Raw genomic sequence first — 25,129 nt, 5'->3', positions numbered from 1 at the left:
TTGCAGAGAACGAGTTCCAGTTCATCCGGTCAATCTTTGCCCTCGAAAAATCGGGCGATTCTAACGGCAAACCCAATCGGTATGAACGAAAGGCACATCCACTGTCTTGCCGACAGGCCCAGGAAGTCGCCCAGTGTGAAGACGGGGAGGATCAAGTAGTCGGTTACACGTAAAACTTCCTTAGAGGCTCACTTTGGTTCCTGGTCGACCTATTCATCTTCCCAAAGTACCAAGGGAAGGTGTTAAGCGTCTGGGATTGGGTTCACCGTCTAACCTTTATCGGGGCTGGCGTCTGAACCACTCGTGCCCGCCCAATGTGATGCTTGCATGAATGAGATGCACTTGAGTTGCACTAGCCCCCGCCTCCTTGACGAATCTGATCCCAATACGTCGAAGGTCTGTTGCGACGGAACGGTTTCCCTGAATTAAGGCATCTGTCTCGATTCTACCTGCTGGCGGAAAGTCCCCGGCCGAGTCTTGTCAATCCTAGCCGCTCGAACCGGCCAGGCGCAATCTCTTCAACAGGGCTTCGTACCTGGGGTCGGCCCGCATCGCTTCCAGGCCCGGCGCGAGCCGAATCACGGCGACGTCTTGGTCGCGCGCGTCGATCGCCTGGTCGTGGTACTCGAAGGCCCTGTCCAGGTCTCCGAGGGGGACATACACGAACCAGATGTCCCCTGCAAGAGCTTTGCCTTGGAGCTTCAGCTCCTCCATCTCCTCTACGATTCCCCTAGCCTCCTCCACCTTCCCAGCCCTTCCAAGGGCCCATCCTAGGGCCCCCAACGAATCGGCACGGCGCGCCGTTTCTTCTGCGAACTTCAATCCCTCAGCGATCGCCTCGTCCCGTCTCCCCATCTCGGACAGTATCAGGGGGACCATGAACTTCGCTCCTCTGTTCTGCGGGGAGAGTTCAAGGACCCGCCTTGCCAGAGACAGGGCCTGGGAATAGTGCCGTGTGTAGTAAGACGCAATCGCCGCTGACACAGTAACACCAGCCGAGAGCGGGTCGAGCTCAAGTGCGCTCTGCGCCTCCGCGAGCATCTCATCCGTCCTTCCTAGATCTGAAAGATGGTTTGCGTACCAATGATGGGCAGGGACATAGCTTGGGTTGATCTCCAGAGCTCGCTTGAATTCGCGCTCCGCCCCTGCCCAATCAAGGTCATACGTGCTGAGCAGAAGCGCGAGAGAAGCGTGCGCTTCAGCCAGCCCGTCGTCAATCTCTAGGGCCTTGATGACGAGTGGTCTCGCTTTCTTCCCCCCTTCCTCTTGTGAAATGATCTGATAGCTCGCCATCACCATCATGCAGTCGGCCAACCCTGAGTATGCCCGTGCATAGGAGGGGTCCTCTGCGATGGCAGCCTCGAATTCGGCTCTTGCTTCCTTCAATCCCTCGTCAGTCCTGCTTGGCATCGCTCTGCGCCCTTTCAGATAATGGCTGTACGCCCCGAGCTTCTGCGTTTCAGGACGGCCTATGGCCTCTAGGTCCTTCGCCAAAAGCTTCACTTCGAGCGAACCGGCGACGCTCTGAGCGATGTCTGTCTGGACCGCGAATATGTCGGTAAGGTCTCGATCGTAGCTGTTCGCCCATAGGTGTTCCTCGGTCGACGCGTCAATCAACTGGAGAGTTATCCTAACCCTTTGACCTGATTTCCGAACACTCCCCTCCAAGACGGAGCCTACTCCCAGCTCTGTGCCTATCTCTTGGACAGACTTCCGGACTCCCTTGTATTTCATCGCCGATGTCCTGGCGATGACCTTGAGTCCGTTGACACCCGAAAGTTTGGTGATTATCTCCTCCATCATTCCGTCCGCGAAGTACTCATCGTTGGGGTCAGGGCTGAAGCTGCTCAGCGGGAGGACCGCTAGCCGGTGCTTGTCTCGACCAGCTTCTTGAGAGCCGACTGGCGACTCGCGGTCCCAAGGGAGGAGCACGCGGTACGTCTCCATTGGGCTTGCGACATTCTTGAGCTTCTGTGGCCCCATTGAAGTGGTTGCGTAGCTTAGCCTGGTCTTCACCTGATTCATCACATCACCCGAGATGCAGATTCCGCCCGGCCCTGCCAGTGGCTCAATCCTCGATGCGATGTTAACAGCGTCACCGAACACATCCCCGTTCTCGTGGATGACGTCGCCAACGTGAATCCCCACCTTCAACTGGACGGGTTCCATGTCCGAGTCTCGTCTCCGCTCCCGCATCGCATTCTGAAGCTCGATTCCGCAGAGGACAGCGTCCATCGCGCTGGAGAACTCCACCAATAACCCGTCCCCCATCGTCTTGACCAGTCTTCCGCCATGCTTCTCAAGAACTGGCGTTATCAAATGCTTGATCTTCGAAAGAACCTGAAGGGCGAATGGTTCGTTCTGCTGGGTGAGGGCAGTGTAGCCAGAGACATCGGCGAACATTATGGCCGCGAGTCTTCGCTCCCCATGTGACAACTCTTTCTTTCCATCCAGGGGATGATTGGCTCATAAAGACATTGTGGGGCTGGAAGACACTCCGCGGTAGGCTGTACGCCCTAGCCGGGAATTGCCATCCTCCGTAGGCGCCCCAACGAAAGGGGAGGAAGCGGGCGCCGTGAGGCAGCACCGCTTGATGGAGCCAGAATCCACACGGCTTTTTTATCCTTTGACCCCTTACGTACCTGATTCATCTTGGACCGGCGACTCCGGAAGGCTGTTTTTCTGGTGGGCAGTCCCATACAATGACTCCTTTTCTGTCCGGGCCTAGTCTCAGAAAAAAGGGGTTCATTTGAACTCGAAGGAAACTCCGAAGGACCTGAGGGGCGAGAGACGGCTTCAGAGCCTCTCGTCTCTCCTAGGCTTCAGGGTGTGGCTGGCTAGCACTGTCGCCCTCACGACGACTTTTGCGCTGCAGTCGTTCTACCCTGACCTGATTGGGCCTTTGTCCAACGCGCTTCCCACCGTATGTGCGTCAGGTGCCTTTGCTTCAGCGTTCCTTTGCCTACGGAGGTACGGGTTCGGTCTTCGAAGCTTCGAAGCTGTCTGGTTCTGTTTTGCACTTGGAACTGGGTTGTGGGTCTTCGCTGAGGCATCCTGGGCGATCTACTACTTCGTTCTCGACATTCAGGTGCCATATCCGTCCCTCGCCGATGTCTTCTACATTGGGGGCTACTTGCCAATCATCGCAGGGCTTGGTGCCTACCTGGGGACATTCCGCGTAGCAATGTCGAGGCAGAGGCTGGGGTTCGCCATCGTCGTTATTGCAATTTCGACTGTGCTCGCGATGGCATTTGTGTTGCCTACAGAACTTGCCAAGAGCCTCTCCCCGTTCAATCTCATGACGGACATGATCTACCCGGTTCTGGACCTTGTCTTGCTTTCCCTAGCCATTCTGTCCCTTGCAATATTCTACGGGGGGACCATCGCAAGGTGGTGGATGCTGTTTGGCATGGGTGCAATCTTGTACGTCATCGGGGATGAGTTCTTTCTCTATCAGGCCGCCGGGGGCACCTACTACAACGGAAGCTTGGATGACCTCCTCTTCTTGCTAGCATACCTAGTCCTTGCCCTGGCGTTCTACGTCCACAGGAAGGAGTTCTGAGGACTAGCATGAGATGCTCTGAATCACGAATACCCTCCACTCCTCAACAACGCCCCATGACCACCGCGAGGATAGCTCTGAGGGACCAGCATTGAACGACTATGAGAAGACATTCATCCTGAAGACGACGCGTCTGAGGAACTCAGGCGTTGATTTTCAAGAATTGGCAAGAGAAGCGTTGACCGGGAAGTTCGGAGGAGCAGTGGACGTTCTTCTCCGGGACCTCTCTGGAAGGGCATTGAACGAACCTGAGCACTTCGTCCGGGAGATGTCGAAGATGTTCGGTAGAGGGGCAATGGGGGTTTATGAACCCATCATCAAATACGTAGACATGGGGCTCTATGGTTCCAGCCAGGCTCCCCCAATTCTCGGATTGCTGCAGCAGCTAGGGCCGGCGCAGAGTCCAACCTCAGGCGAAAAGCCAGTATTCCTCCACGAGCATCGAATCAAGGACGAGGAAGGGAACTACCCAGATAATGCCAATTGATATCAAAGTGGTACACATGCCGGTGGGATTCGGCCAAGGGGTATGAGCCCACTACTCTTGGATCTTGATTGTGAAAGACGAGCCACCATGCACAAGACTAGTGCCGGTGACCATTGACTTCCAGTATTTCTTACGAATAGCGCTCAAGACAGTCATTGACATCGGACAGAAGGTAGCTTCATTCCCAAGGTGCGGGTGTATCCTATCGGCATATGGGCAGGCTAGGCGGAACTTCACGAGGTCGTCCTTGAGTTCTGCGGTCAACTCGTAGCCGACCCCGTTGATGAGCTTCCTGAGTTCGTCGACGCTCGAGGAGGGGGTTGGCTGTTTCGCAGGCAGTCCGGCATCGGCCGACATCGCAAAGAGCGTGAGGCTCCCGATTGTCCGAGAAGTTCCTTGAGCTTCTCATACATCGCATTCATTTGGATGTGGGTCGTGAGGAGATACTCAAACGGTATTTCCACTATGTCTTCAGTCTCGCTCTTCTGCAAGGCAAAAACCACTCGGGTCGGCGGCGGACTGTAACCCTAATGAATTAGGGCTCCATATCAATCTGTGGTAGCCGAAGGTGTCCTGTTATGGAACCGTCTTGTGGCCCTTTCTGAGGTACAGGACGAGTAGCAGAACAGCAATGATGCTCGGGGCGAGAACGGCCAATGGAAGGTACACCGATGAGTACGTGGAAAGGGACGACTGGGCTGTGTTGAGTTGGGACTGAGAAGCACCGAGTTGGGACTCGGCGGCGGCGAGTGCGGTATTCGCGGTAGTAAGATCCCCCCTGGAGGTGGTAAGCTGCTGCTGGAGCAAGGTTTCGTTGCCTTTCGCTAGGGCGAGTTGTCCCTGGAGCTGTGTCTCGGCGACCATCAGACTCGCAACTTGGCTCTGGTAGGAAATCACACGAGCCTGAAGTGACGTTACGTTTGACTTTGCTGTCGTGAGCTGCGTGTTAAGAGAAGCGATGTTCGAGTTGAGCGTGGTTATCGACGATTCGAGATTTGTCACCTGCGTCTGAAGGGCATAGGGGTCTGGACTCAGTGTGAGTGTAATCGTATTGGTGCAGACGTTCCCCGTGCTTGCGCAGAAGTGAGAGCTATCGCTGTAGGTGCCCGAGAAACTGTATGTCCACGTAACGTCGCCTGGCTGGACCGAACTTGGAATCGTGACGTTCACGAAGTAGTAGTAGTCGCACCCATCGCACAAGGAGGCCGGGAGGTCGGATGGAAAGTACGTCTGCCACGGGGTCACTAGCTGGAACGAGCTTATCGTGTCGGTCGGTGAAGTCGGATCAGAGTTGACTAGATAAAAGTCGAACTCGACCGTGTTCCCTGGATACCTGTTGTTCCAGACCGAATCCGCCCACGAGATCGAATATGGGCCGTTGGCAGCCGCTTTCGCCACCGGGGAGAATGCCAACGTCGTCAGCAAAGCACACATCGAGAACAGGACAAACGCCTTCCGAACGCCCAATTGGTTCATACGTTGCTGCTGTTCAGAACGTCGTCTTGGAATAAGACCATTATGGATTAGTGGTCCATTCTTCGTTGGGTGGAGGTCGAGAACTAGGACCAAAGGGGGTATTTCCTCGACTAACCCAGATCCGACTGATGGGGCTAGAGTGGCTACCTTTGGTTGAGCTCAGGAACCCCACTCAAAAAAAATGATGAGCTGGCGGGCCCCTCTTTGGTTAGGCGGATCTAATTCAAAGTAGTACATACTGGCGGGGACTTGTCAGTCCAAGTAGGCGCCCGAATTGGTAAGCGGGTCCGGTGGGTCCTGGAGGAATCATACCTGACGCTGAACCCAGAACAAGCTGGGACAGACATAACGCCTCACGGATTATCCCCGATAGGCGGGGGGTTCCGCCTTCCGACACGGCCCTAGTCTTTCATCTAACCCGACCATCGCGACACAAAGCCCGATGCTAGGCGGAGTCCGAATTGACGACCGCGGTCATTGCAATAGAAACTTTGACGTTCGGTAGAGCAACGCCCAGCTTCGTTACCATTCTTGCAGGCGGATTCTTGGTGAAGAACCTGGCGTATTCTCTGTTCATACCGTCGAAATCCTCTGGGTTACTCAGCAGCACGATGCATTGAACGACTTCCTCAAGGGTAGACCCCGCAGACCTGAGAACAGAGATGCAATTCTGAATCGCCTGGCGAGTCTGCTCTTCGATTGTTTCACCCGACATCTTCTTCGTCTTGGAGTCAATCCCAACAAATCCCGACAGATAGATGAAGTTCCCTGCCTTCACCGCTTGACTATAAAGCGTTGAGCTGGGCGCCTCTGAGGTAATGATGTTCTCCTTTCGCATTCCTTTCAACCGTAGGCTTGGCTCCCTGAAATATCTACTTTGTGTCCGCACCGTGTGTCCCGTGACGGGCGGAACTTCAAGTACATCTCCGCCAGTTCTAGGCTGATAGTCCCGTCGAGCCCCAGTGCAGCCTATCATTCAAGAAGTCTGAATCAGGTTCTTTCTGCTAAACGGAGCTTGTTTCAGATAGCCCGGCTAGGGGGGTGAATCTAATTGGGTTCGAATCTGTTCAGACCTGCAAGTAAGCTACATCCAATTGGGATTCAACTCCAAACAGGTTCTGAAAGTGGATTCCGGGAGGCGGTCGGAGCGAACACCCTGGACGGGGTTTTCACTTTCGGTAGGAGTCCCAGCGGATCGGTTGTCGGTTAGATAACGTGACCGATAGGGTGAGCAAGCCACTCATTTCTTAACGTGAGTCCTCCTAAATACTGGAAATTCAAGGGTCTTTGGTTGACCTCGAAGAAGTCAGGAATCGCTAGAAGTATCGTCGTGGTGGCCATAATCTTGATTATTGCTGTAGCCGGCGCCGGAGCCTACTTTCTGACTTCCACTGGTGGCTCCACCCGTTCGTCCACGAGCCTTGCTACTTCTAGCCAAACTTCATCATTGTCTTCCTCCATATCGACTACGAGCAGCGCCTCGGCCTCGTCTCAATCCTCGACCTCGACATATTCCACATCGCTCAGCACTTCGACCTCGCTAACCTGCCCTACCACCTCAACAACAATCTCGTCGAGCACGAGCACTACGACCACCACCTCAATGACGGGCACACCGGCGTACCTGCACCAGCTTGTCGAGATGTTCGGCAACTTCTCAGCGATGAAGGTCAACAGCTACGGATACTCTCACAATTCCACCACTGGTGCTACGTATCAATACAACGGCACTTCGTCGTATAGGGTCCTGTACAGCCCCAAGACGGGCGCGAGCGCCTACAAGGTCAATTTCACCGAATCGATATACAACCCTTCAGAAGCGGGGATGATGTGGATCCAGCCAGACGGAATGATCATCGCCATTTACATGTCCGGACACAATTCCACCGGCGCGGTCGCCCTTGGAGAGGCGGGGCTGCTGACGGCCCCGTTCCCGGTTGTGTTCCAATATGGGATAGCCCTTCAAGCATACCTGTCATTCCCTGGGATGCACCAAATCAACCAGACCAGTCTGACTCTGGGACCGACCACGTTGACGGTTACCAACTATGGGATCAGCTCGCCAACCTCGTTCTGTAATGGTTCCGGGGTGATAACGAACAGTCGTTTCCTGCTTCAGGTCGGCAAAGTCTCCGGAACCACCATGACACTCGTGCCACTCTGGTCGGAAGCAGGGGCATTCTATCCGGCGACCGGTGGATCGCTAACATACTCCAGTACCTTGCGGATAACGTCGGTGACCAAGGCCTGAGCACTCCGAACAGTCCCATAGATTGACAAGCAATCGACTTGCACGCTGAACCAAACTCACCACAAACTACTTGACGAGGATGGATTTCTCCCAGTACAAGCCTTATGTATGCACTAGTATAATCGATAACCAATGACCACAGTATTGGTTAGACATAAGGTAGAGGATTATGCGAAGTGGAAATCTGAATATGACACCCTAGACTCCTTCCACAAGACCCACGGCGTCAGGAGCGCCCAGATTCTTAGAGGCACGGACAATCCGAACGAGTTGGTTGTCATCAGCGAGTTCGATGACGCAGCCACGGCGCGTGCGTTCGTGCAATCGGATGAGCTGAAGCAGATAATGCAGCGTGCGGGAGTCGCCGACAAGCCTGACATCTACTTCCTCGACAAAGCTGCAAGCCGATCATTCGCTTAGGTGGGTTGGCATGTCCACAGAAGAGAACAAACGGGTCGTCCGCCGATTCATAAGCGAGGTCTTGAGTGGAGGCAACGTCGGCGTAATGGACGAGTTGCTTGCGCCGGATTATGCGAACCCGAGCATGGGTGTCACCAACCGTGATGGCTTCAAGGCCGTGGTTTCCGGCTTGCAAGCGGCAATGCCGGTACGCGACTTCGAAATCGCGAATCTGGTAGCCGAAGGCGATTCGGTCGTACTTCGTGGAAACTATCATTGGACCCTCGCCAGCGGGAAGAAGGTCTCTGGTCGAGTCATCACCTACTACCGTCTCGCTAACGGGAAGATCGTGGAGGATGAACCGATGAGTATACCGCCTCTGACGGACGTGCTGGGTGGCATGATGCCATCGAAGTCCGGCCCCTAAGCGGCGACGCATCCGACCCACTTTCAGTCTGCCGCCCTGGCCGGGACTCGCCATTCCATGTGGGCCCTCGACGTACTAGCGGATGGAGGGAGGTCATGGACCCCATGGGACTAGCGTTGTGACATCCTCACTGCCGGGTGACGTCTCTATTGCTTGAATCGTGGGAAATGTGATGGGGTCTTGTAGCAGGACCGTCGGGCTTGGTCGTCGGAGGCGGTGCATCCGTGGACGGAGGCCGTTCGACCTTAATCTTCTTCTCGATTGTCAGCGTCTTGTCGGGGAACTCCCTCCCCGAATCGTTGACCCTGAGCCTTATGCTCACAGTTCCTTCCTCAGCCGGGGCGTGCCATATCACACTGTTCCCCTGGTCGAGCCGACTATCGGTCTCATGTTCGGCGCCCCTGGGGAATTCCCCCTTGTCGGCGTGCCATGAGAAGGTCAGTATGTCGCTAAGACCAGTCATCAGGAGGGTTGTGCCCTTCTTGCAGGCCTTGCCGCTCGGGGTGCACGTGAGTTCAAGGTCATCAGTGTCCCCACCCACGGCGACGAACCTGACATATTCGCCTGTCTCGCAGGTCTCGGGCATCATCGAGATCTTGGCCGAGATTGGGTCCCGCCCGGGCCATGAGTGGCCAGGTTGGCAGTCGCCTAGCATGTCCTCCACTTCGGCTCCAGAGACGAGGGGCTCGGGGTCGACCCAATAGTCATACACGTACTCATCCACTACATCATAGAAGGGTGATTCTTTCACTGGTTCCTTAATGGTAACCCTCCGCGTTATCTCCATCGTGATGAATGTCTGAATCGGTTCGTGGTCGGGAGGCTTTGTCAGGTCGTCATGATAGGCCGTGACTCTGATCTTCACCTTCTTTGCTACTGACGTTACAACTGACGGTTTGGAACCTGGCTCGGGTCGGTCAATTGGTCCGGGCTGGAAAAGGACCTCGTCGCCGCCATCCACTGGGGCGGGAAGTCCCCAGTTCTCGGACAAGAGGGAACCTTCGCTCCTGTTCACGAATCCACCTTCACCCTGTTCCAGATTCCACGTGACCCTGAGGTTGGCTGGGAGGGCGTACGACTTCCTACTCAGGTCGCCGTCGATGCCCGGACACGAGCATTCGTGGATCAGAAGGTGCCAGTCACTCGACTCGGCCCTGAGTGGAACCGGCTCCTCCGCGGCCGTCACAAACTGGAAGGCTCCGCGTTTGGTGGTCTTCGCATACTTGAGGACCTTACCGACAGCCTTGTTGTTGGGGAAGATGAAGAGGTCCATGAGCTGGTGCTGCCACCGGTACGAAATCACGCAGCCGGGGCCATGTTCATCGTGCTGCTGAACTGGGGTTTCAGACGGCGTCACGGGGGTCGGAGACGTTGGCGTGACCGGCGTCACTGGCTCCGGCGTGACGGGAACGACAATCGGCGGCGTCCCTGTGATGACTAGCTCTGGCGGCAGCGGGGGTAGGGTGACAGGGGTATATGGCAGTGGTGTGATCGGCGTGTCTGGCTCTATTGTGGGTTTCTCTGGCTTTTTCCACCGAAGCCGGTCGAGAACCCCTCTGACGTCCTCCGACTTCTCATACCTTTCATCATCATCACTCGGCCATCCCCTTTGGTAAAGATAGTAGCCAAAAAGTCCCAACCCGGCGACGATGGCCAACGAGGCCTCGGGCCAGTAGTTCGGGAGCGTGAAACCGCCCACAGTTGAACCCAGAGATGTCGAATTCGCACTAGTCGAGGCAGTGGTCAGTGTTTTCGAGGGGGTGCTGGTGGATGCCGAGGAGGAACTGGTCGTGCTGGAGGTTGTCGAGGTTCTCCCTGCCGTAATCGCAAGCTGGTAGGTCGAGGAAGCGGGCTGATAGAACCCGTTCCCCGGATAGTTTGCCGTGATCGTGACGGGCGAAGCGCTGGACGACGGAGCGTAGGTGACGGTGCAGGACTCGGGAGGAAGCGTGCACGACGTGGAATTGAATGAGCCCTGGCCCCCCGAGCTCGTCCACTGGACGGTCCCTGTGGGAGGCGGCGGGGTCGCATTGGGGTAATTGACAATCTGGTACATGTTGTAGCTCAGGTAGATCGTGCAGGTCGCCACCAAGCCGACCGGGACTGTCGAGGGGAAGCAGTTGACCAGGGCCGAAGTCGGCGATGTGGTCACCGCAAGGTCGGTGCTGCCAGAAGTGGGCGGATTGTTCGAGTCGCCCGCAAAGCTGGCCGTTATCGTAACCGGTGAGGCAAGCGAGGTAGGAACGTAGTAGGCAGTGCATTGGACGTCGGTCGAATGATGGATCTCGCTGCCGCTGTCACACGATGGAGGGTAGAACCCTCCTTGCCGGGTGCTCGACCAGTTAATGTTCCCGTCCGGGCTTGTTCCCCCAAAAGTTGCCGTGCACTGGGTGAAACCGTAGACCAGTACGGAGGTGACCGTGCAGGAGATGGAAGCTGATGTCGCGTAAGCGTTCTGAGCTGGAAGCCCTGGCAGGATTGCGAGGAGAAGAACGAGTGCCATTCCGACACCGATGAACACGCGACGAGCGATGAGCCGCATCCTAGTCCGTCCAGTTGAGGATGAAACCCCCACGCTGTCTCTCGGTCCTTGCTACCTAATGAATCCGTCAATTGGAGGTTCTGTCGGAAATTCGGGACCCCCCCAAGGGAGAAGACAAACAGGCCTGACGGCAGCTATTCCTCGGTTTCCTCGTCGTCCCCGCCTTCATCCTCGTCGCCGTCGCCGTCGTCGAGCTCATCGTCCTCTTCTGACATCGAGCTCGCGCCATATTTCACCTGTTATTAACGCTGGCGACTCACGGCTTCATCAGAAGTTCTGGGCAGGGGTGGGATTCCCGCTCGAAGTCGCCCGAGTACCAATTCGAGATCTACGCGCTGCTTCTGGAACTGATGGGGCTCGACTGCTCTCGTCTCGGGCTTGCCCTGGTCCGCAGCATTCTTCATCAGTTCGACGGTGGTCGGAACGCAGTGGGGACACCACTCGGCAGAGACCACGTGAATCGATTTCACCATAGGGAGCATACTTTTCCTGCGCATGACTTCCTAATCAATTTCGCGTGAGGATGATGCTCCCGCGCGAGGACAATCGGCGGCTGCGTTCCATGCGCTAGAGCATCATTCCAATGATCGCCAGGACTTCCTTCATTCGAGGGTCGGTCCGGGCGTTCACGAAAAGAGGTGAGTAGATCAGGTCGATGGCACGCAGCGTGTGGTCTTGAGCAGCGACGCGCATTGCCTGGAAGAAAGCATCAGTGTCTCCCAAGGCGTTCTGGATCATTCCAGCCAAACACGACCTCGCCCATCCCTCCTTGTGGGCCTCTCCGAGAGCCGCAATCATGCCCAACGCAGTCTGTCTGTCCCCGGCGAGCGCGGCAACGTACCCCTTGTAGTACATCGTGAACTCCCAGGCTGAGTCAAGCAGTTCAAGTTTGGCGACCTCACTCTTTGCTTCGTCGAGACTCCCCTTGGCTAGATGATATTCGCACAGCCATCGGTGGGCGTTAAGCGGTTCGAGATGGAGGGTCCTGTCCCAGTGATTGAGGGCTTCGGCTTCCCTTCCCGAGTAGTAGTAGGCCCGCCCAAGGTCGGAAATGATGGCGGTTGAAAGAGGGTCTAGATGGTAGGCTGTCTCAAGTAGACGCACCGATTCTTCCATTCTCCTCGTGACGGCCATCACGCTGGAGAGCTCCATGTAGGCGTCCGCCTGGTTGGGGTTCAGCTCGACTGCCTTGCGGGCCTCCGCTTCCGTAATCTCGAAAGGATCGTCGTTCATGAAAGCCAGCTCGGCCAGCAGGGCATGAATCTCGGCCAGCCTGTCGTTCAACGCCATGGCCCTGAGAAGGAAAGATCTGGCGGTGTCTATCGATTCGCGGAAAGAGATGAAACCATGCCCTCCAAGCGAGACGTACGCCTGAGCCATTCCCACATATCCCCTGGCGAAGCGCGGGTCCTTGCGCACTGCCTGCTCGAAGAAGCGGAGGGACTGTCGGAGCGGCTCCTCCTTCGTCTCGTGGACGAGCTCCCTCCCCTGAAGGAAATCCGTGTACGCCGAGACGTTCTCCGTGTCCTTCTCCAGGGGGACTGCTGAGCTTCCTTTCGTCAGGGCGACTGAAAGCGACTCGGCGACCTTGGAAGCGATCTCGCTCTGGACTGCGAAGACGTCGTCCAAGCTCCTGTCGTAGGTGGATGCCCATATGTGGCCCTCCGTAGTGGTGTTGATCAGCTGGGTTGTGACCCGGATGTTGTTTCCCGCCTTGCGGACGCTCCCTTCTATGATGGAACCGACGTTCAGCTCCTTCCCTATCTGCGTGATGTTCTTCTCCTTCTTCTTGTAGTTCATCACGGAGGTTCTTGCTATGACTTCCAAACCTTTCACGTCGTAGAGACGGGTGATGAGCTCCTCAGTGAGCCCGTCGGCGAAGTACTCGTCATTGGGGTCGGGGCTCATGTTGACGAAGGGGAGGACGGCTATGCGATTGCTGTCGAGTTGCATGGCTTGAGCGGGTTTCTCCTCGTCCCACGGCAGCTCCACCTTGAAAGTTTCGATCGGAAACGCCACGTTCTTCAACTCTCTGAGCTCTAGCTTGACCAGCTTGTATGGAACCTTATTCCTCACTTGATAGTAGACCTGTTCGGAGATGCATATGCCTCCACCAGAAGCCAAAGGCTCGATCCTAGAGGCGATGTTCACTGCGTCGCCGTAGACGTCCCCCTCCCTGTGAATCACGTCGCCAAGATGGATCCCGATTCTGACCAGAACTCTGTCCTTGGCGCTCTGGTTGTATTCGTAAAGACGCTTTTGAATCTCCACTGCGCATTCGGTGGCATCCAGGGCACTGTCGAACTCGACAAGGAATGCATCGCCAACTGTCTTCACCTCGCGCCCCGAGTGCTTTGGGAAGAGAGGGCGGATCAAGTCCCTGTGGCCGTCGAGGAGTTTCAGGGCGAGGGATTCGTCGCTCTGAGCAAGAGCGGTGTATCCGACTAGGTCAGTGAACATTATCGCTGCAAGTCTGCGTTCTCCCTGGGACAAGGTTGGTCTTGAATCGGGGCGAAAACTGGAGGATAAAGCCATTTACGGTCGCAAGGGAGATTCTTGCAAGTCGGGCGCCCAGGTCGGGCCTTGTCATCCTAGGTAGGCGCCCCAACTTACGAACTGATGAAGGGATGTAGCGGGCCCGATGGGAGTCGCCCCCAATCGGGTCCGGAAATTGAATCACACATGAGCGGCGCTTAAGAAGAACAGAGACCGGTAGCGAATACTACTTCATTCTGCTTCTGATAACATATCCCAGGCCTCCAAGAACCGCGCCCAGGGCCGCCAGCATGACCAATGCGCCGATGGGGTTCACAAGTTGGCCGAGATAGGCGACGTGGATCTGTCCGCCTGTGTATCCTAGACCTCCAGAGGAAACGGCGGCACCCGACCAGCCTGCCAAGTAACCCCCCCACATCATCAGGAGCATACTCCCGGCGACCCCGACATTCATGAAGATGAGGTGCCCCCAGGCGAGGTAGTTCGTCAGTCCGCTGTACACCTTACCCATCGTACCTTCGATGTAGGAGTAGAAGACTGCGGTGACTGCCATCGCGACGACGCCCACGATAAGGTACAAGACGTAGCCTGTAAACATCCACGTCCCGCCCCCGCCCCCAGCGATTACTTTCGACGGAGCGTAGTACCAGTTGATGCCGAAGATGGTCAAGGGTTCTGCGATAAGGACGGTCACGATAACTGCGATGAAGCCCTGGATAATCGAAGCCGAGATGAACCTTGAGGCCCACTTTCCCTGCATCTGTTGCATGCTACTAGGCCAGGAAACCTCCGGTGAAGTTATTTAAGGATGGGACACGTTTCTAAAGCCTGAGAAACACACTGATCTTAATGAATGTGAAATGGGCCCGGTGGGGCCCCTCTGCCTGAACGGGTTCCAAAAACTAATACTATCTGAAACCCATCGCCGCGCGCGTCGTCAGTAGATCATGAGCCCTTTTTCCTCAAGCATCACGTGCAGGTTGGTCACGGCCCTGTAGACGTCGCCCTCCCGCTTAGCTCCAGTGCAGACGAGCTTCCCAGAGGCGAAGATAAGTATCACTGTCTTGGGGTCAGCCATCCTGTGGATCAGGCCGGGGAACTGTTCCGGCTCGTACATCGATTTTGGCAACTTCTTGGCCGCTTCCTCTAGGTCAATCTTCCCTCCAAGGTCCACCGATGCCACGATGTTCTGTATCTCTACCTTTGCCTCGTTCTTGATGGGGATGCCCCCCTTCTTCAGCCTCCTGACGACCTCTTGCACCGCCCTTCTTGACAGCTCCTCCGATTTGGCGCCCGTGCAGACCATTTTCCCGGAGCTGAAAACCAGGGTGGCGGTCTTTGGGTCCTTTAGCCTGAATACCAGTCCGGGGAACTGGTCGGGATGATACTCGACGTCGGCAAAGTTCTTGGTTATCAGGTTCAGGTCGACCCTCTGGTCTATCGAGGCAGAAGCGACGACGTTCTGGATGCTTACGATTGCTTTTGTTTGGGGCATTGGGATGCGTCAGGACAAGAGGGTGGATATAGGAGTTGGTTGGTCTGGGGGCGGGGTTGTTGCGTATTCGGGTGATTCTAACTCCCTGTTGCTCGCGGGAATAGGACTAGGGGGAAGGAATAAGTGGCTAAGCCTACTTCAGCGAACAATAGATGAGCAACGTCAATGAAGGAAGGAGGCCTCGGCTACCACTAATCGCCTTGGCCGTCGCTCTTGTGTTGGTCGTTGCAGGCTTCTCAATCTACTATTATCAAACTCAATCCACAATCGGAGACCTCAACGCGAAGGGAACATTCAGTCATTCGGTGACTCTGCTACCAAGAACAAATGTGATTCTTCTACCCTGTTCTCCCCAAGGGTGTGATGTTGCGAATAAGTGGCAATGGAGCTTTCCCTATAACATGAGCCTGCAGACTCCAGGCTACCTCAATGTCACCGTCTACTCTTCGAATAGCACGCTGGGCTATTTGGTCTTCGCTTGGTTGTATAACAACGGTGAGGGGTCGGGTCATCAACAGTGGGACTATTCTGCGGGGGCGTATCCACGAACAACTCCTGGATGGACTATCGTTCCTGTTATCAGGGGAATGACCAACCTTTCGGCTTTTCTCTATCAATCACCAGGCCTTACAGCACTGCAGTCAATTTCAATCTCGTATCACTACTGAGCATCGAGACCATCACCCGCGACGCAACAGGGAGTTAGAATCACCCGATACGCAACACTCTCAGGAATCACCCGAAGACGCACCAGAGCCCCTGGGGGCGATCAGCGCATCCAATCGAGTAAGTTGTGCGCTCCAACTGTTCCTGTCTTCCATTCAAGGTCTAGGCTCCATCGCCGGGCTAGCCTGAAAGGTCCTTGGCCATGGCCTTGGCAAGGTTCCGCCAGGTAGCAGAATCTTCTTTCACCAGTTCGGCAGCCATGGTTGCAAGCTTGGCGGAAGATGGTTTCTTGCCGAGAAAGACCTGCGAGCCGGTGAAGTCGAGGCGAGACCCTCCCTTCTCCGCGACTACTTCATACAAGAACTGAGAATGTCTCCCTTCGGAGCTGATGCGGGTGTTTGTCCAGGAGAGGCGCTCCGGATATAGCCTGACGAGCTTCCGCCTGGCGACCTCCCTCGCACCCGTGAAGTCTGTGTCTGTCAGCAAGATTGTGTCTTCGTTGACCCATCGGACCTTCCGGACCCCATCTTTGCCCTGGAGCCTGATGTCCCCCGGTTCGTAGTCGGTGCACCATTCGTAGGCCCGCTCGGGTGGGAAGTCGAAGTGCTGGCTGAACTTGAAATGAACGGAGTAGGAATTCACGCCTCCCCCAAAGTCTTACTCCGTCTTGAAGCTTGTGCAGGGGGCCCGAAGACGATGCTGATTTCGACCTTTGACGCCAGGTTTGGTGGATGAAAGCAAACCCTTCAACCGCCGTGAGAGCTGCAATGGCGTAAAACGGGATCCAAGTGTACTGGTAGAAGAGGGTGCCTACCCCGGAAGTCTCTACCATCGTCATGAAAGAGGCACCCAGGCCATCATAGAGCAGAATTGCGTCCCCAGCAATCAGCGTCAGCAGGGTTGCGGAAGAAAATCTCCTGTATTGACCCCTATTCACCAGCAGGACGAGCGGGATCGCATATAGAGGAAAACGGGGGTCGAAGAAGCCCAGTCCGTATGCAAGGCCCGCCAGGTAGGGCCTGCGACTCTTTGAAAGGTAGTAAGATGCTATGATCAAGAAGGTCATGAAGACCTTCGCTTGGCCTTCGGCCCACTGCCAGTAGTAGCTCTGAGAGGTGTACAGATCGTAAAAACTGATCGTGTAATGGGGACCAATTGGGAGAGGCTGGAGGAGGACGACCCAGAGCACCCCGACGATTACGACAACGTTGAATCTCTTCAAGGCCTTGTAGAGGAGCAAGCCCATGACGGGCATGAGGAGAAGCTGGAAGACGTTCCAAGCGATCAAAGCCGGAACGTAGTCCAGTGCCAGTAGGGGGAGAATGAAGAAGGAGAAGAATGGAAGATATTTGAAGTCGGTTGGCCTAAGGCCCAGAGGGTAGTATCCGCTCACATCGCCAGGGGCATAGAGCTGCGAGGCATTATGGAGGAGCCGCCATCCGGAGGCGTAGTACGACCCGAAGTCGAGGGAGAAGTTGTTTCCTGGGATGACTCCCACCGACATTACTGGATATGCCTTGAGAAAGACCCGGAGGGCCTGGAGTACGAACGCGAGGACCACAACGGCAAGGACGAGTAGTTTCACCCTGGGGGTGAGTGTGAGTCTCGACATCCAGGTGGCATAGAGAACCTTCATCCTCTCATGTGGTGAAATCCCCATTCGCCCACGTGATCCTTTGGACCAGGCAAGGGGAGCGTTATTTAGCCTTGGATTAGAGAGAAGTTGCATGCGCCTTTACGAGAATGCGGTCGTTGTTCTAGACGGTAGAACTATACACCTACAGTCACCAAAAGACACACACGAATGTCCCGCACAAGAGCGATCGCAACTGCATCAACGGCTTTAGCCGTCATAGTGGTCATAATTGTGGGTACGATGGGCTATTTTTCACTTTCACTGTCGGGAACAAATTCATCCAGCTCAATGCAACTGACCTCAACATCAACGATTACCACTTCAGCGACGACGGTGACCACCAGTATCCAGACTTGCCTGTCTGGGTGTAGCGTGCTTGTTCAAGGGATCGTAACTGTAGGGCCTGCGACTCCGGTGTGCACCGCTGGACAGCCATGCAACGTGAACATCACTGGCTACCAGCTTGGCTTCTACAAGTACCCGAACTGTCTGCCAGCGAATGGAGCTTGCCCGCTATACATAATCGCCTACACTGCAATCATAAATTCCGACGGTCATTATGGCATTTCATTGCCCCCAGGTAACTACACATTGGCTATGCCCAATTGCAGCTGGATGGGCTGCTCCAAGGTCTTTCCAGTTCATGAAACGTTTGTCGCTGGCACATACACCATCGACTTCAACATCGACACCGGGATCAGATGACGAGCGATAGGCGACCAAGGGGTGGGGAGAGAGCGTGACCCGGCGAGGTGCGGGGACGCCAGTCGAGGCGCTGTCTTCTTAGTTCCTATACCTCCCTGCGATTCTCGTGTCGCAAGGGGAGATGGCCGAGGAAATAGTCACCTAGACAGACCTACTAGCTGCTGGGACTTGAGCGGGGCCTTCGCCTTTCTGGTTGCCTTCCGCTTTCCCCTGGGCCGACTAGGAGATTTCGATCGAAGTGCCGCAGACATATTAGCTCAAACACGACAGCCTTTTCTGCGCGCGCCTCCGGCCATCGGAAGAGTCTGCCAAATCAGATTTGACATAAAGGTCAGATTGCATATAAAGAGACTGAGATTCGTTAGTTAGGGTGAGGATTACCTTCAACGGCGGCACAGAAGTGCGTCACGGCTCGCTTGCGTTGCTGGTTGTGCTATCACTGGCGTTAGTCCCCCTTCTCGGAGTTGTGCCGGTTTCACACGCGCAGACGGTCGTTGGTACCGTGAACGTGGGAATCAGTCCCAACGGCGCGGCCTACGACTCCGGCAAGGGAGAGGTGTTCGTGGCCAATTCCTTCTCCAACACTGTCTCCGTCATATCTGATAGCAGTAACACAGTTGTCGCGACAGTGGGCGTAGGAACAGGTCCCTACGGCGTAGTCTACGACTCCGGCAAGGGAGAGGTGTTCGTGGCCAACAACAACTCTAAGATTGTCTCCATTATATCGGACACCACCAATTCAGTCGTCGCGACGGTGAACGCGGGGGGTGGTCCCCATAACTTCGCCTACGACTCCGGCAAGGGAGAGGTGTTCGTGAACAATGAGGATGCCAACACCGTTTCTGTGATATCCGACACCAGCAACACGGTCGTCGCGACGGTGAACGCGGGGGGTGGTCCCCATAACTTCGCCTACGACTCCGGCAAGGGAGAGGTGTTCGTGGCCAATTCCGACTCCAACACCGTTTCTGTGATATCCGACACCAGCAACACAGTTGTTGCAACTGTGAACGTGGGGACTTATCCCAATGGCCTAGCCTACGACTCGGGCAAGGGAGAACTGTTCGTGGCCAATTCCCACTCCAACACTGTCTCCGTCATATCTGACACCACCAATGCAGTCGTCGCGACGGTGAACGTCGGAACCAGTCCATACGGCCTAGCCTACGACTCCGGCAAGGGAGAGGTGTACGTAACCAACTACGGCTCCAACACCGTTTCTGTGATATCCGCCACCAGCAACACGGTCGTCGCGACGGTGAATGTGGGAAGCAACCCCTGGGGCGTAGCCTACGACTCGGGGAAGGGAGATGTGTTCGTGAGCAATTTTGGATCTAACACGGTTACCGTGATACTCGACAGCATACACACCTCATCGACCTCTGTAAACTGCCCTTCGTCTTCGCTCTACACTATTTCATCCACCACATGCACCGCGACAGTAACCGGCTACCTCCCCACGGGCACAGTCACTTTCACACAGTCTGGCACGGGCACAGTCAACTTCTCTTCGTCCTCCAAGTGCACCCTCGCATCCGGCTCATGCTCTCTGACGGTGTCAGGGGCCAGCGCGGGGAGCGTCGTCATCCAGGCGGCTTACGGCGGTGACTCGAATAACCTAGGCAGCTCGGGAACGTTCAGTCTCACAGTAACAGTCCTCATGGTGGCCCAGCCTATCCAGATTGCACTCATTGAATCTGTTCAGGCTCCCACAGTCACGTTGTCGGGCTGCTCCGTTTCTCCAGCGTCAATAACTGCGGACGGGTCCACTCAGACTGTCCAGGCAACTGCTGCCTGTACCATTACAGCATCTCTGCCCAGCGCTGGAAACACTCGCTATGAAGGCCCTGCAGGCGCGTCTTCACTTTCTATTCAGACGTGTGGATCACCGGGCACATGCCCGTCGTATTCGGCCGTAATCTACTACCAGTTGAGCGAGCAGTTCGCCTATTCTGTGGCCAACGGCGGGACCGGCTATTCTGCTCCGACCCTTTCCTTCACTTCGCTGGGTTCAAAGTCAACATACAATGAGACTACTACATTGACCTCAGAGTGGCTAGACTTTGGATCTGGGTGGAGCACCTCCAATCCGCTCGGTGGTCCAGGAACTGTCGAAAGGTGGCAGGCAGCCTCAGAGACTTCTGGAACGGCGTCGGCTGGGGCATCGGTCACGACGGGCTACTATCACCAATTCCTCTACACCTTGAGTTATTCCGTGGTCGGAGGAGGAACCCCGACACCGCCCACCTTGACGTCTACCCAGTTCGGAGCGGCATATACATCACCGCTGACGACTACGCCGACAGGCTACTGGCTCGACAATTCAGCGACCTGTTCGACCACGAATCCATTGTCAGGTTCTACGCAGACGGAAGGATGGGTTACCGCTACCTCGTGCCCCACTGTCAATGGTAATCTGGCCATCGTCTTCGCCTACGACTACTATCAGCAGTTGTCTTCGACCTCGACGACTTCGACTTCGTCAAGTTCTACCTCGACTACTGCGACGACATCGTCCGGTTCCACCACTCATACGTCGGTCACGTCTTCATCGACATCATCAACGTCGTCGTCTACAAGCTCAACGACTTCGTCAAGTTCTACCTCGACTACTGCGACGACATCGTCCGGTTCCACCACTCATACGTCGGTCACGTCTTCATCGACATCATCAACGTCGTCGTCTACAAGCTCGACGACTTCAGGTTCTGAGTGGGGCTCACTGCCCTACCTTCTTCTTGTTGCCTTGCTCATACTGATTCTGGTGGTGGCGTGGATTATTCTGAGATTGAGACGCCGCACTGTAGCTCCGAGGGATCTTCTCAGCAATGGCCGAGACTGAAGCGTCTAGTATGTTGATCCTGGACTTGCCATAGCGGGAGCGCTGAGGCGCGCGCTTGGTCCTCCAAGCGAATCCTACCCCCGGAAAGCTTCGCTAATCTCACGGCCGTCCGGTTGAGAACTCGTACGCGTCAGCTGTGACCGTGTATCCGTTGAGCGTAAACTGTTGGAGTTGATACGGCTTTGCACCCAAGTCTATAGGGTTCCCATTATTCGCCGCGGCAGTGAAGACCGAGCTGGGGGCTGGAACCGTGAAGTTCCATTCGCCGACGCCCAGAGTAGCAGACGCTATTGCCGTCGTATTCTCGGAGTAAGTCACCTTTTGCTCGACTCCGTTTTCACTCGCGTTTACATGATACCACTCCGTCATGAGGCCTGTGAAGTAGCCTTGCGTCGCAAACGAGAACCTTGAATGCGACTGCTGCGCCTCCGTGCCGACGAATATGGTAGCAGCCCTCGCAGGGTAACTACTCGAGCCGTTTGCCCCAGTGTTCAGGTCATGTGCGAACGCGACCAATCGGCCCCCAGTGAAAGAGAGGCTCAGCTCGACGGTGTCGCCATTATTGACCGTGCCCGTCAACGCAGAAGTGGCTGGCGCTCGCGTAAGTCCGCCCGGAGCCCACGTCTCACTGACGAACCCGAAGCCCGGGCTGTAGCCGCCCGTCTGAAGCGGCCAATTCCAGTTTATCCCGACCTGGTACCAGTAACCTGTGTTAGAGAGTCCGTTAAGAAGGTAAGCAGGCCCGTACCCGTTTGCGTCGCACTGGGCCACGGCTGTGACATTGACTTCCAGCCGGGAGTACGACTGGGCGAATCCCATCAACTCCTGGACGTCGTAGCTTGGATTCGGCGCTGTAACGTTGCCGGACGAGTTGGTGGTGGATGGGCACCCCGTCTGGACGGTAGTGTTGGAGCTGACCTGCGAGGCATGTGGATTAGCGGCGAACACTGCGAGGGCCACCACCAGCAATACAATTAGGACCGCGGCCGAGACACTCATTCGGGATCGTATGGGCCGTCCTTGCGGAGCAGTGGTCCTAGTCTCAACCGGAGGCACGCTGCCTATTTCGGGCACGGGGGCGAGCCGCGTTCCACATTTCGGGCAGAAGCTATAGTCGACACCCACTTCATTCTGGCATATCGGACAACGTGGCAACGACAGTTTCTATCGCTTTTATTGCGTCCATCTTCTTGGCGTATTAGCTTTGTGATGAGTCAATCCATCTTCTTCTTGGGTTCTTCCTTCCTTGGCGGGCGCCCGACCCGCACGAGGAGAGATTCTCTTTCGCCCGGAATGGCTTCCCTCCAGAATCGATTTAAGACACCTCAATCGAACTTCTTCTGAGCTCGCTTGGTTGACCTAGAGCGGTTGTTCGCAGTCATAGACGAATGGGCCAAGACAGAGTTCCCAAACGCATACCTCAAAGAGCACGTCAGCCGGGCGAGTTATCAGTACAAAGGGGTGGTCTCGATCTACCGTTTCTGGAAGTCTGCTGATGAGACGGTTGTCGAGGCGTCCATCCAGTTTGGAATCGACCCAGAAGGCGAAGAAACGGAGCGTATTACGTTGCAACTCGACAACGACTACAAAGTGGTCGGATTCGACCTGACGAAGATAGAGCACTAGTCAGGCCACGACGCTCCGTGCACGTTTGGCGGCCAGGGACTCAGTTGAACCGTGAATCCCGCCGGGGTCGGCAGGACTGACGTGAAAGAATTCCCCGGCAGTTGCCGTTGGGGCCCGTCCCTGGATGGGTTCGAAAGTGGAGTCCTGAGGAGATAGAGACTCTTGACAGGACGGGGGAGAACAAACCACACTTCACCATCCATCCAGACCTAGGAGATGCGCTCCTGTCAGTCCCCGCAGAGTCAACCAGAACAATTAATTCCTTCCCTCCCGGATGAATCTTTACGAATTAGAACATGGTGAACGTCTCGAGACGACGTCACAGGGCTGCAGTCAGAAGAGCCCTCTACTCCCTCTCAGCGGTTGCCGCTGTGCTAACCATAGGGACAATTGGTTTCCATCTGCTCGAAGGAGTGAGTTACGTCGATGGCTTCTACTTTGAAAGCATGATGGCGGCCGGGCAGGGCCCGCCATTCACGCTGTACACCGACTCCGGGAAGATCTTCGCGTCAACAATGGGGTTCATCTCGGTCATAACAGTAATCGCGAGTCTGGTGTTCAATCTTCTTCCCGCATTGGGTCGACTGTGGAGGGAGGGGCTGGAGCTTGTGGAGAAAGAAGCTAGAACGTTGGAAGAAGACCTCACAAGAAAGAAGGACAGAGCTGACACTTGACCGGCTTTCGGGTTGCGATTTCGCGCCCTTTTGCTGCTTTGCTCTTACGGGACAGTTAACCTCGAGTGTTGGGGATCAATCCGGAAACTCAGGAGATTAGAACCTGGAGCCCGGTGCCTGGTCCTCTTCTAGAATACGGGCTTAGAGGGATTCGCTCCATAAACGGGATGCGAATGGACCCAATCATGCAGAGGTTCGAATTGACTTTGGGCTGAACCCATATGGGTTCGAATCCATCTCGGCCTGCAAGAAGGTTACTGCCCGGAGGGGATCGCCCTTGGGTCAGGTTCTGATCAAAGCAAGGTGCCTTCTTGGACTTGAGTTGTTCTGTGGCGCCCTGGCCGAATCTAATTGGTATGTTGAAAGCACCCTGGCAATGAGAACCTGCGCTGATGCCTAGCGACCGCGGAGTCAGTGCTTATATCGGGAACCAAACCAGGAGAGAGGTAAGAATGGACCCATCAACGCTAACGACACTAAAGGGTGAGGTCAGGGGCGAGGTAATCCTCCCGGAGGACGCGGCCTACGAGCAGGCCCGGAGGGTTTACAACGCGATGATCGACAAGAGGCCTGCGGTCGTCGTCAGGTGCGTAGACGCGGGGGACGTAATGGCTGCGTTGAAGGCCGCCCGCAAGGAGGGCCTTTCGGTATCGATCCGCGGAGGAGGTCACAGTGTTCCCGGGTTCGGGACTGCCGACGATGCCCTTGTCGTTGATCTTTCGCGAATGAAAGGAATCAGGGTTGACCCTGCGAGTAGGACAGTTAGGGCAGAAGGCGGCTGCACCTGGGGGGACCTTAACCACGCGACATACGGCTTCGGGTCGGCCGTTCCCGGAGGAATCATTTCCACCACTGGGATAGCCGGGCTCACGCTGGGTGGGGGATTTGGCTATCTTTCCAGGGGCGCCGGCCTGTCACTGGATAACCTGATTTCGGCCGATGTGGTGCTCGCAGATGGGTCGTTCGTCAAAGCGAGTGAAAAGGAGAATCCTGAGCTTTTCTGGGCGATGCGCGGGGGCGGGGGGAACTTTGGCTTGGTTACTAGCTTCAAGTATCGAATCAGCGACGTCAAGGATATCGTAGGAGGGCCGATGTTCTTCGAGGTCAAGGATGCCCCAGCCGTAATGCGCGCCTACGACAAGTACATCAACGAAGCGCCAAGACAGCTTGGGGCTTTCTTCGCATGGCAGATTGCGCCACCGCTGCCTTTCATTCCCCAGAACCGACATGGCGACACGTTCTGCGCCATGGTCGTGTGCTGGACCGGCCCGCCTGACCAGGCGAGCAAGGCAATCGCACCCCTGCGAGAAGCTGCTCCGGTCGTCGCCGAATTCGTCCAGCCGATGCCCCTTCCCACGCTGAATAGCCTGTTCGACGCCCTTCTTCCTCCGGGACTCCAGCACTATTGGAAGGCGGTCTTTGCGCGCGACCTAAGTGATGGCGCAATCGAGGCGCACATGAAGTTCGGCCCCAAGGTTCCGGTCGTGAATTCGACTACCCACATCTATTCGATCAACGGAGCTGTGCACGACGTTGGGCCTGACGCCACAGCCTTCGGCCATAGAGACGCGAAATACGCCGTCGTCATCGCCGGGATGTGGCCTGACCCTGCCCAGAACGAGAAAAATGTCCAGTGGGTCCGCGATTACTACAAGGCCCTCGCACCCTATTCTGAGGAGGGAGGGTACATCAACTTCGCTGCCGGTGACGACATGAATCGGGTCGCCGCTAATTTCGGGAGGAACTACGGACGCCTCCAAGCTGCCAAGAGGAAATATGACCCGGAGAACGTCTTCCACATCAACCAGAACATCGCGCCTGCGTAGCAACAAGACCGCTTCGACG

General features: G+C 55.9%; 21 protein-coding genes. 10 read left to right on the top strand and 11 right to left on the bottom strand.

The genetic code is table 11. The annotated features are described in order from the left end of the window. Window positions 1-486 precede the first annotated feature (486 nt). Window positions 487-2,436 carry a hypothetical protein gene (locus OK438_01325; GenBank protein MDA4124080.1) on the bottom strand — a complete coding sequence of 650 codons (1,950 nt, stop codon included), beginning with the start codon at window positions 2,434-2,436 and terminating at the stop codon, window positions 487-489. A gap of 313 nt (window positions 2,437-2,749) precedes the next feature. Between OK438_01325 and OK438_01320 the strand changes: the two genes are divergently transcribed. After that, on the top strand, window positions 2,750-3,562 hold the full coding sequence (locus tag OK438_01320; GenBank protein MDA4124079.1) for a hypothetical protein: 813 nt from the start codon (window positions 2,750-2,752) through the stop codon (window positions 3,560-3,562). 91 nt (window positions 3,563-3,653) lie between these two features. Beyond that, window positions 3,654-4,049, top strand: a complete 396-nt coding sequence (locus OK438_01315) for a hypothetical protein (GenBank protein ID MDA4124078.1) — start codon at window positions 3,654-3,656, stop codon at window positions 4,047-4,049. 51 nt (window positions 4,050-4,100) lie between these two features. On the opposite strand, the gene OK438_01310 is transcribed toward OK438_01315, so the two are convergent. The 3 genes from OK438_01310 to OK438_01300 form a co-directional block, all read right to left on the bottom strand. After that, entirely contained in the window at window positions 4,101-4,406 is a 306-nt protein-coding gene (locus OK438_01310; protein MDA4124077.1) for a hypothetical protein, read from the bottom strand. Between the two features lie 219 nt (window positions 4,407-4,625). Next, entirely contained in the window at window positions 4,626-5,525 is a 900-nt protein-coding gene (locus tag OK438_01305; GenBank protein ID MDA4124076.1) for a hypothetical protein, read from the bottom strand. A gap of 445 nt (window positions 5,526-5,970) precedes the next feature. Next, the gene (locus OK438_01300) at window positions 5,971-6,363 is read right to left on the bottom strand and encodes a RidA family protein (GenBank protein ID MDA4124075.1); all 393 of its coding nucleotides are present in this window, start codon (window positions 6,361-6,363) and stop codon (window positions 5,971-5,973) included. A 453-nt stretch (window positions 6,364-6,816) separates the two neighbouring features. Here OK438_01300 and OK438_01295 point away from each other — a divergent pair, with 453 nt between their 5' ends. From OK438_01295 to OK438_01285, 3 genes are all read left to right on the top strand, one after another. Continuing rightward, complete coding sequence (locus tag OK438_01295) at window positions 6,817-7,776, top strand: hypothetical protein (GenBank protein MDA4124074.1); 960 nt, start codon at window positions 6,817-6,819, stop codon at window positions 7,774-7,776. A gap of 132 nt (window positions 7,777-7,908) precedes the next feature. Then, the gene (locus tag OK438_01290; protein MDA4124073.1) at window positions 7,909-8,196 is read left to right on the top strand and encodes an antibiotic biosynthesis monooxygenase; all 288 of its coding nucleotides are present in this window, start codon (window positions 7,909-7,911) and stop codon (window positions 8,194-8,196) included. 10 nt (window positions 8,197-8,206) lie between these two features. After that, entirely contained in the window at window positions 8,207-8,602 is a 396-nt protein-coding gene (locus OK438_01285) for an ester cyclase (protein MDA4124072.1), read from the top strand. Window positions 8,603-8,729: 127 nt separating this feature from the next. Here OK438_01285 and OK438_01280 read toward each other — a convergent pair whose 3' ends face one another. The 6 genes from OK438_01280 to OK438_01255 form a co-directional block, all read right to left on the bottom strand. Then, a complete protein-coding gene (locus OK438_01280; GenBank protein ID MDA4124071.1) occupies window positions 8,730-11,105 on the bottom strand; it encodes a hypothetical protein in 2,376 nt (791 codons plus the stop codon). A gap of 606 nt (window positions 11,106-11,711) precedes the next feature. Continuing rightward, the gene (locus OK438_01275; GenBank protein MDA4124070.1) at window positions 11,712-13,637 is read right to left on the bottom strand and encodes a hypothetical protein; all 1,926 of its coding nucleotides are present in this window, start codon (window positions 13,635-13,637) and stop codon (window positions 11,712-11,714) included. Between the two features lie 229 nt (window positions 13,638-13,866). After that, window positions 13,867-14,409 carry a hypothetical protein gene (locus tag OK438_01270; GenBank protein MDA4124069.1) on the bottom strand — a complete coding sequence of 181 codons (543 nt, stop codon included), beginning with the start codon at window positions 14,407-14,409 and terminating at the stop codon, window positions 13,867-13,869. A 168-nt stretch (window positions 14,410-14,577) separates the two neighbouring features. Continuing rightward, window positions 14,578-15,135, bottom strand: coding sequence for a TATA-box-binding protein (locus OK438_01265; GenBank protein MDA4124068.1), 558 nt, complete (start codon window positions 15,133-15,135; stop codon window positions 14,578-14,580). An 846-nt stretch (window positions 15,136-15,981) separates the two neighbouring features. Next, window positions 15,982-16,161, bottom strand: coding sequence for a hypothetical protein (locus tag OK438_01260; protein ID MDA4124067.1), 180 nt, complete (start codon window positions 16,159-16,161; stop codon window positions 15,982-15,984). Beyond that, window positions 16,154-17,461, bottom strand: coding sequence for a DUF2029 domain-containing protein (locus OK438_01255; GenBank protein MDA4124066.1), 1,308 nt, complete (start codon window positions 17,459-17,461; stop codon window positions 16,154-16,156). The genes OK438_01260 and OK438_01255 overlap by 8 nt, the downstream gene beginning before the upstream one ends. A gap of 546 nt (window positions 17,462-18,007) precedes the next feature. Here OK438_01255 and OK438_01250 point away from each other — a divergent pair. Both OK438_01250 and OK438_01245 read left to right on the top strand, forming a co-directional pair. After that, complete coding sequence (locus OK438_01250) at window positions 18,008-18,142, top strand: hypothetical protein (protein MDA4124065.1); 135 nt, start codon at window positions 18,008-18,010, stop codon at window positions 18,140-18,142. A 370-nt stretch (window positions 18,143-18,512) separates the two neighbouring features. Beyond that, complete coding sequence (locus OK438_01245) at window positions 18,513-20,984, top strand: YncE family protein (GenBank protein ID MDA4124064.1); 2,472 nt, start codon at window positions 18,513-18,515, stop codon at window positions 20,982-20,984. A gap of 99 nt (window positions 20,985-21,083) precedes the next feature. On the opposite strand, the gene OK438_01240 is transcribed toward OK438_01245, so the two are convergent. After that, the gene (locus OK438_01240) at window positions 21,084-21,983 is read right to left on the bottom strand and encodes a hypothetical protein (protein MDA4124063.1); all 900 of its coding nucleotides are present in this window, start codon (window positions 21,981-21,983) and stop codon (window positions 21,084-21,086) included. Between the two features lie 351 nt (window positions 21,984-22,334). Here OK438_01240 and OK438_01235 point away from each other — a divergent pair, with 351 nt between their 5' ends. From OK438_01235 to OK438_01225, 3 genes are all read left to right on the top strand, one after another. Next, window positions 22,335-22,610, top strand: a complete 276-nt coding sequence (locus tag OK438_01235; protein ID MDA4124062.1) for a hypothetical protein — start codon at window positions 22,335-22,337, stop codon at window positions 22,608-22,610. 296 nt (window positions 22,611-22,906) lie between these two features. Then, window positions 22,907-23,284: a hypothetical protein gene (locus OK438_01230; protein MDA4124061.1), complete on the top strand. Its 378-nt coding sequence runs from the start codon at window positions 22,907-22,909 to the stop codon at window positions 23,282-23,284. Window positions 23,285-23,736: 452 nt separating this feature from the next. Then, on the top strand, window positions 23,737-25,110 hold the full coding sequence (locus OK438_01225) for an FAD-binding oxidoreductase (GenBank protein ID MDA4124060.1): 1,374 nt from the start codon (window positions 23,737-23,739) through the stop codon (window positions 25,108-25,110). Window positions 25,111-25,129 lie beyond the last annotated feature (19 nt).

The organism is Nitrososphaerota archaeon, from assembly GCA_027887005.1.
GTDB lineage: Archaea > Thermoproteota > Nitrososphaeria > Nitrososphaerales > Gagatemarchaeaceae > UBA183.
Note: the sequence above shows the minus strand (reverse complement) of the source record. Positions and strands in the feature narration are given on the sequence as shown.

What these genes read in the sequence shown, in the direction of transcription:
- OK438_01280 (MDA4124071.1), bottom strand. Translation starts at nt 11,105, where the DNA reads ATGGCACTCGTTCTTCTCCTCGCAATCCTGCCAGGGCTTCCAGCTCAG.
- OK438_01225 (MDA4124060.1), top strand. Translation starts at nt 23,737, where the DNA reads ATGGACCCATCAACGCTAACGACACTAAAGGGTGAGGTCAGGGGCGAG.
- OK438_01310 (MDA4124077.1), bottom strand. Translation starts at nt 4,406, where the DNA reads ATGTCGGCCGATGCCGGACTGCCTGCGAAACAGCCAACCCCCTCCTCG.
- OK438_01255 (MDA4124066.1), bottom strand. Translation starts at nt 17,461, where the DNA reads ATGGGGATTTCACCACATGAGAGGATGAAGGTTCTCTATGCCACCTGG.
- OK438_01300 (MDA4124075.1), bottom strand. Translation starts at nt 6,363, where the DNA reads ATGCGAAAGGAGAACATCATTACCTCAGAGGCGCCCAGCTCAACGCTT.
- OK438_01230 (MDA4124061.1), top strand. Translation starts at nt 22,907, where the DNA reads ATGGTGAACGTCTCGAGACGACGTCACAGGGCTGCAGTCAGAAGAGCC.
- OK438_01270 (MDA4124069.1), bottom strand. Translation starts at nt 14,409, where the DNA reads ATGCAACAGATGCAGGGAAAGTGGGCCTCAAGGTTCATCTCGGCTTCG.
- OK438_01305 (MDA4124076.1), bottom strand. Translation starts at nt 5,525, where the DNA reads ATGAACCAATTGGGCGTTCGGAAGGCGTTTGTCCTGTTCTCGATGTGT.
- OK438_01285 (MDA4124072.1), top strand. Translation starts at nt 8,207, where the DNA reads ATGTCCACAGAAGAGAACAAACGGGTCGTCCGCCGATTCATAAGCGAG.
- OK438_01240 (MDA4124063.1), bottom strand. Translation starts at nt 21,983, where the DNA reads ATGAGTGTCTCGGCCGCGGTCCTAATTGTATTGCTGGTGGTGGCCCTC.
- OK438_01265 (MDA4124068.1), bottom strand. Translation starts at nt 15,135, where the DNA reads ATGCCCCAAACAAAAGCAATCGTAAGCATCCAGAACGTCGTCGCTTCT.
- OK438_01290 (MDA4124073.1), top strand. Translation starts at nt 7,909, where the DNA reads ATGACCACAGTATTGGTTAGACATAAGGTAGAGGATTATGCGAAGTGG.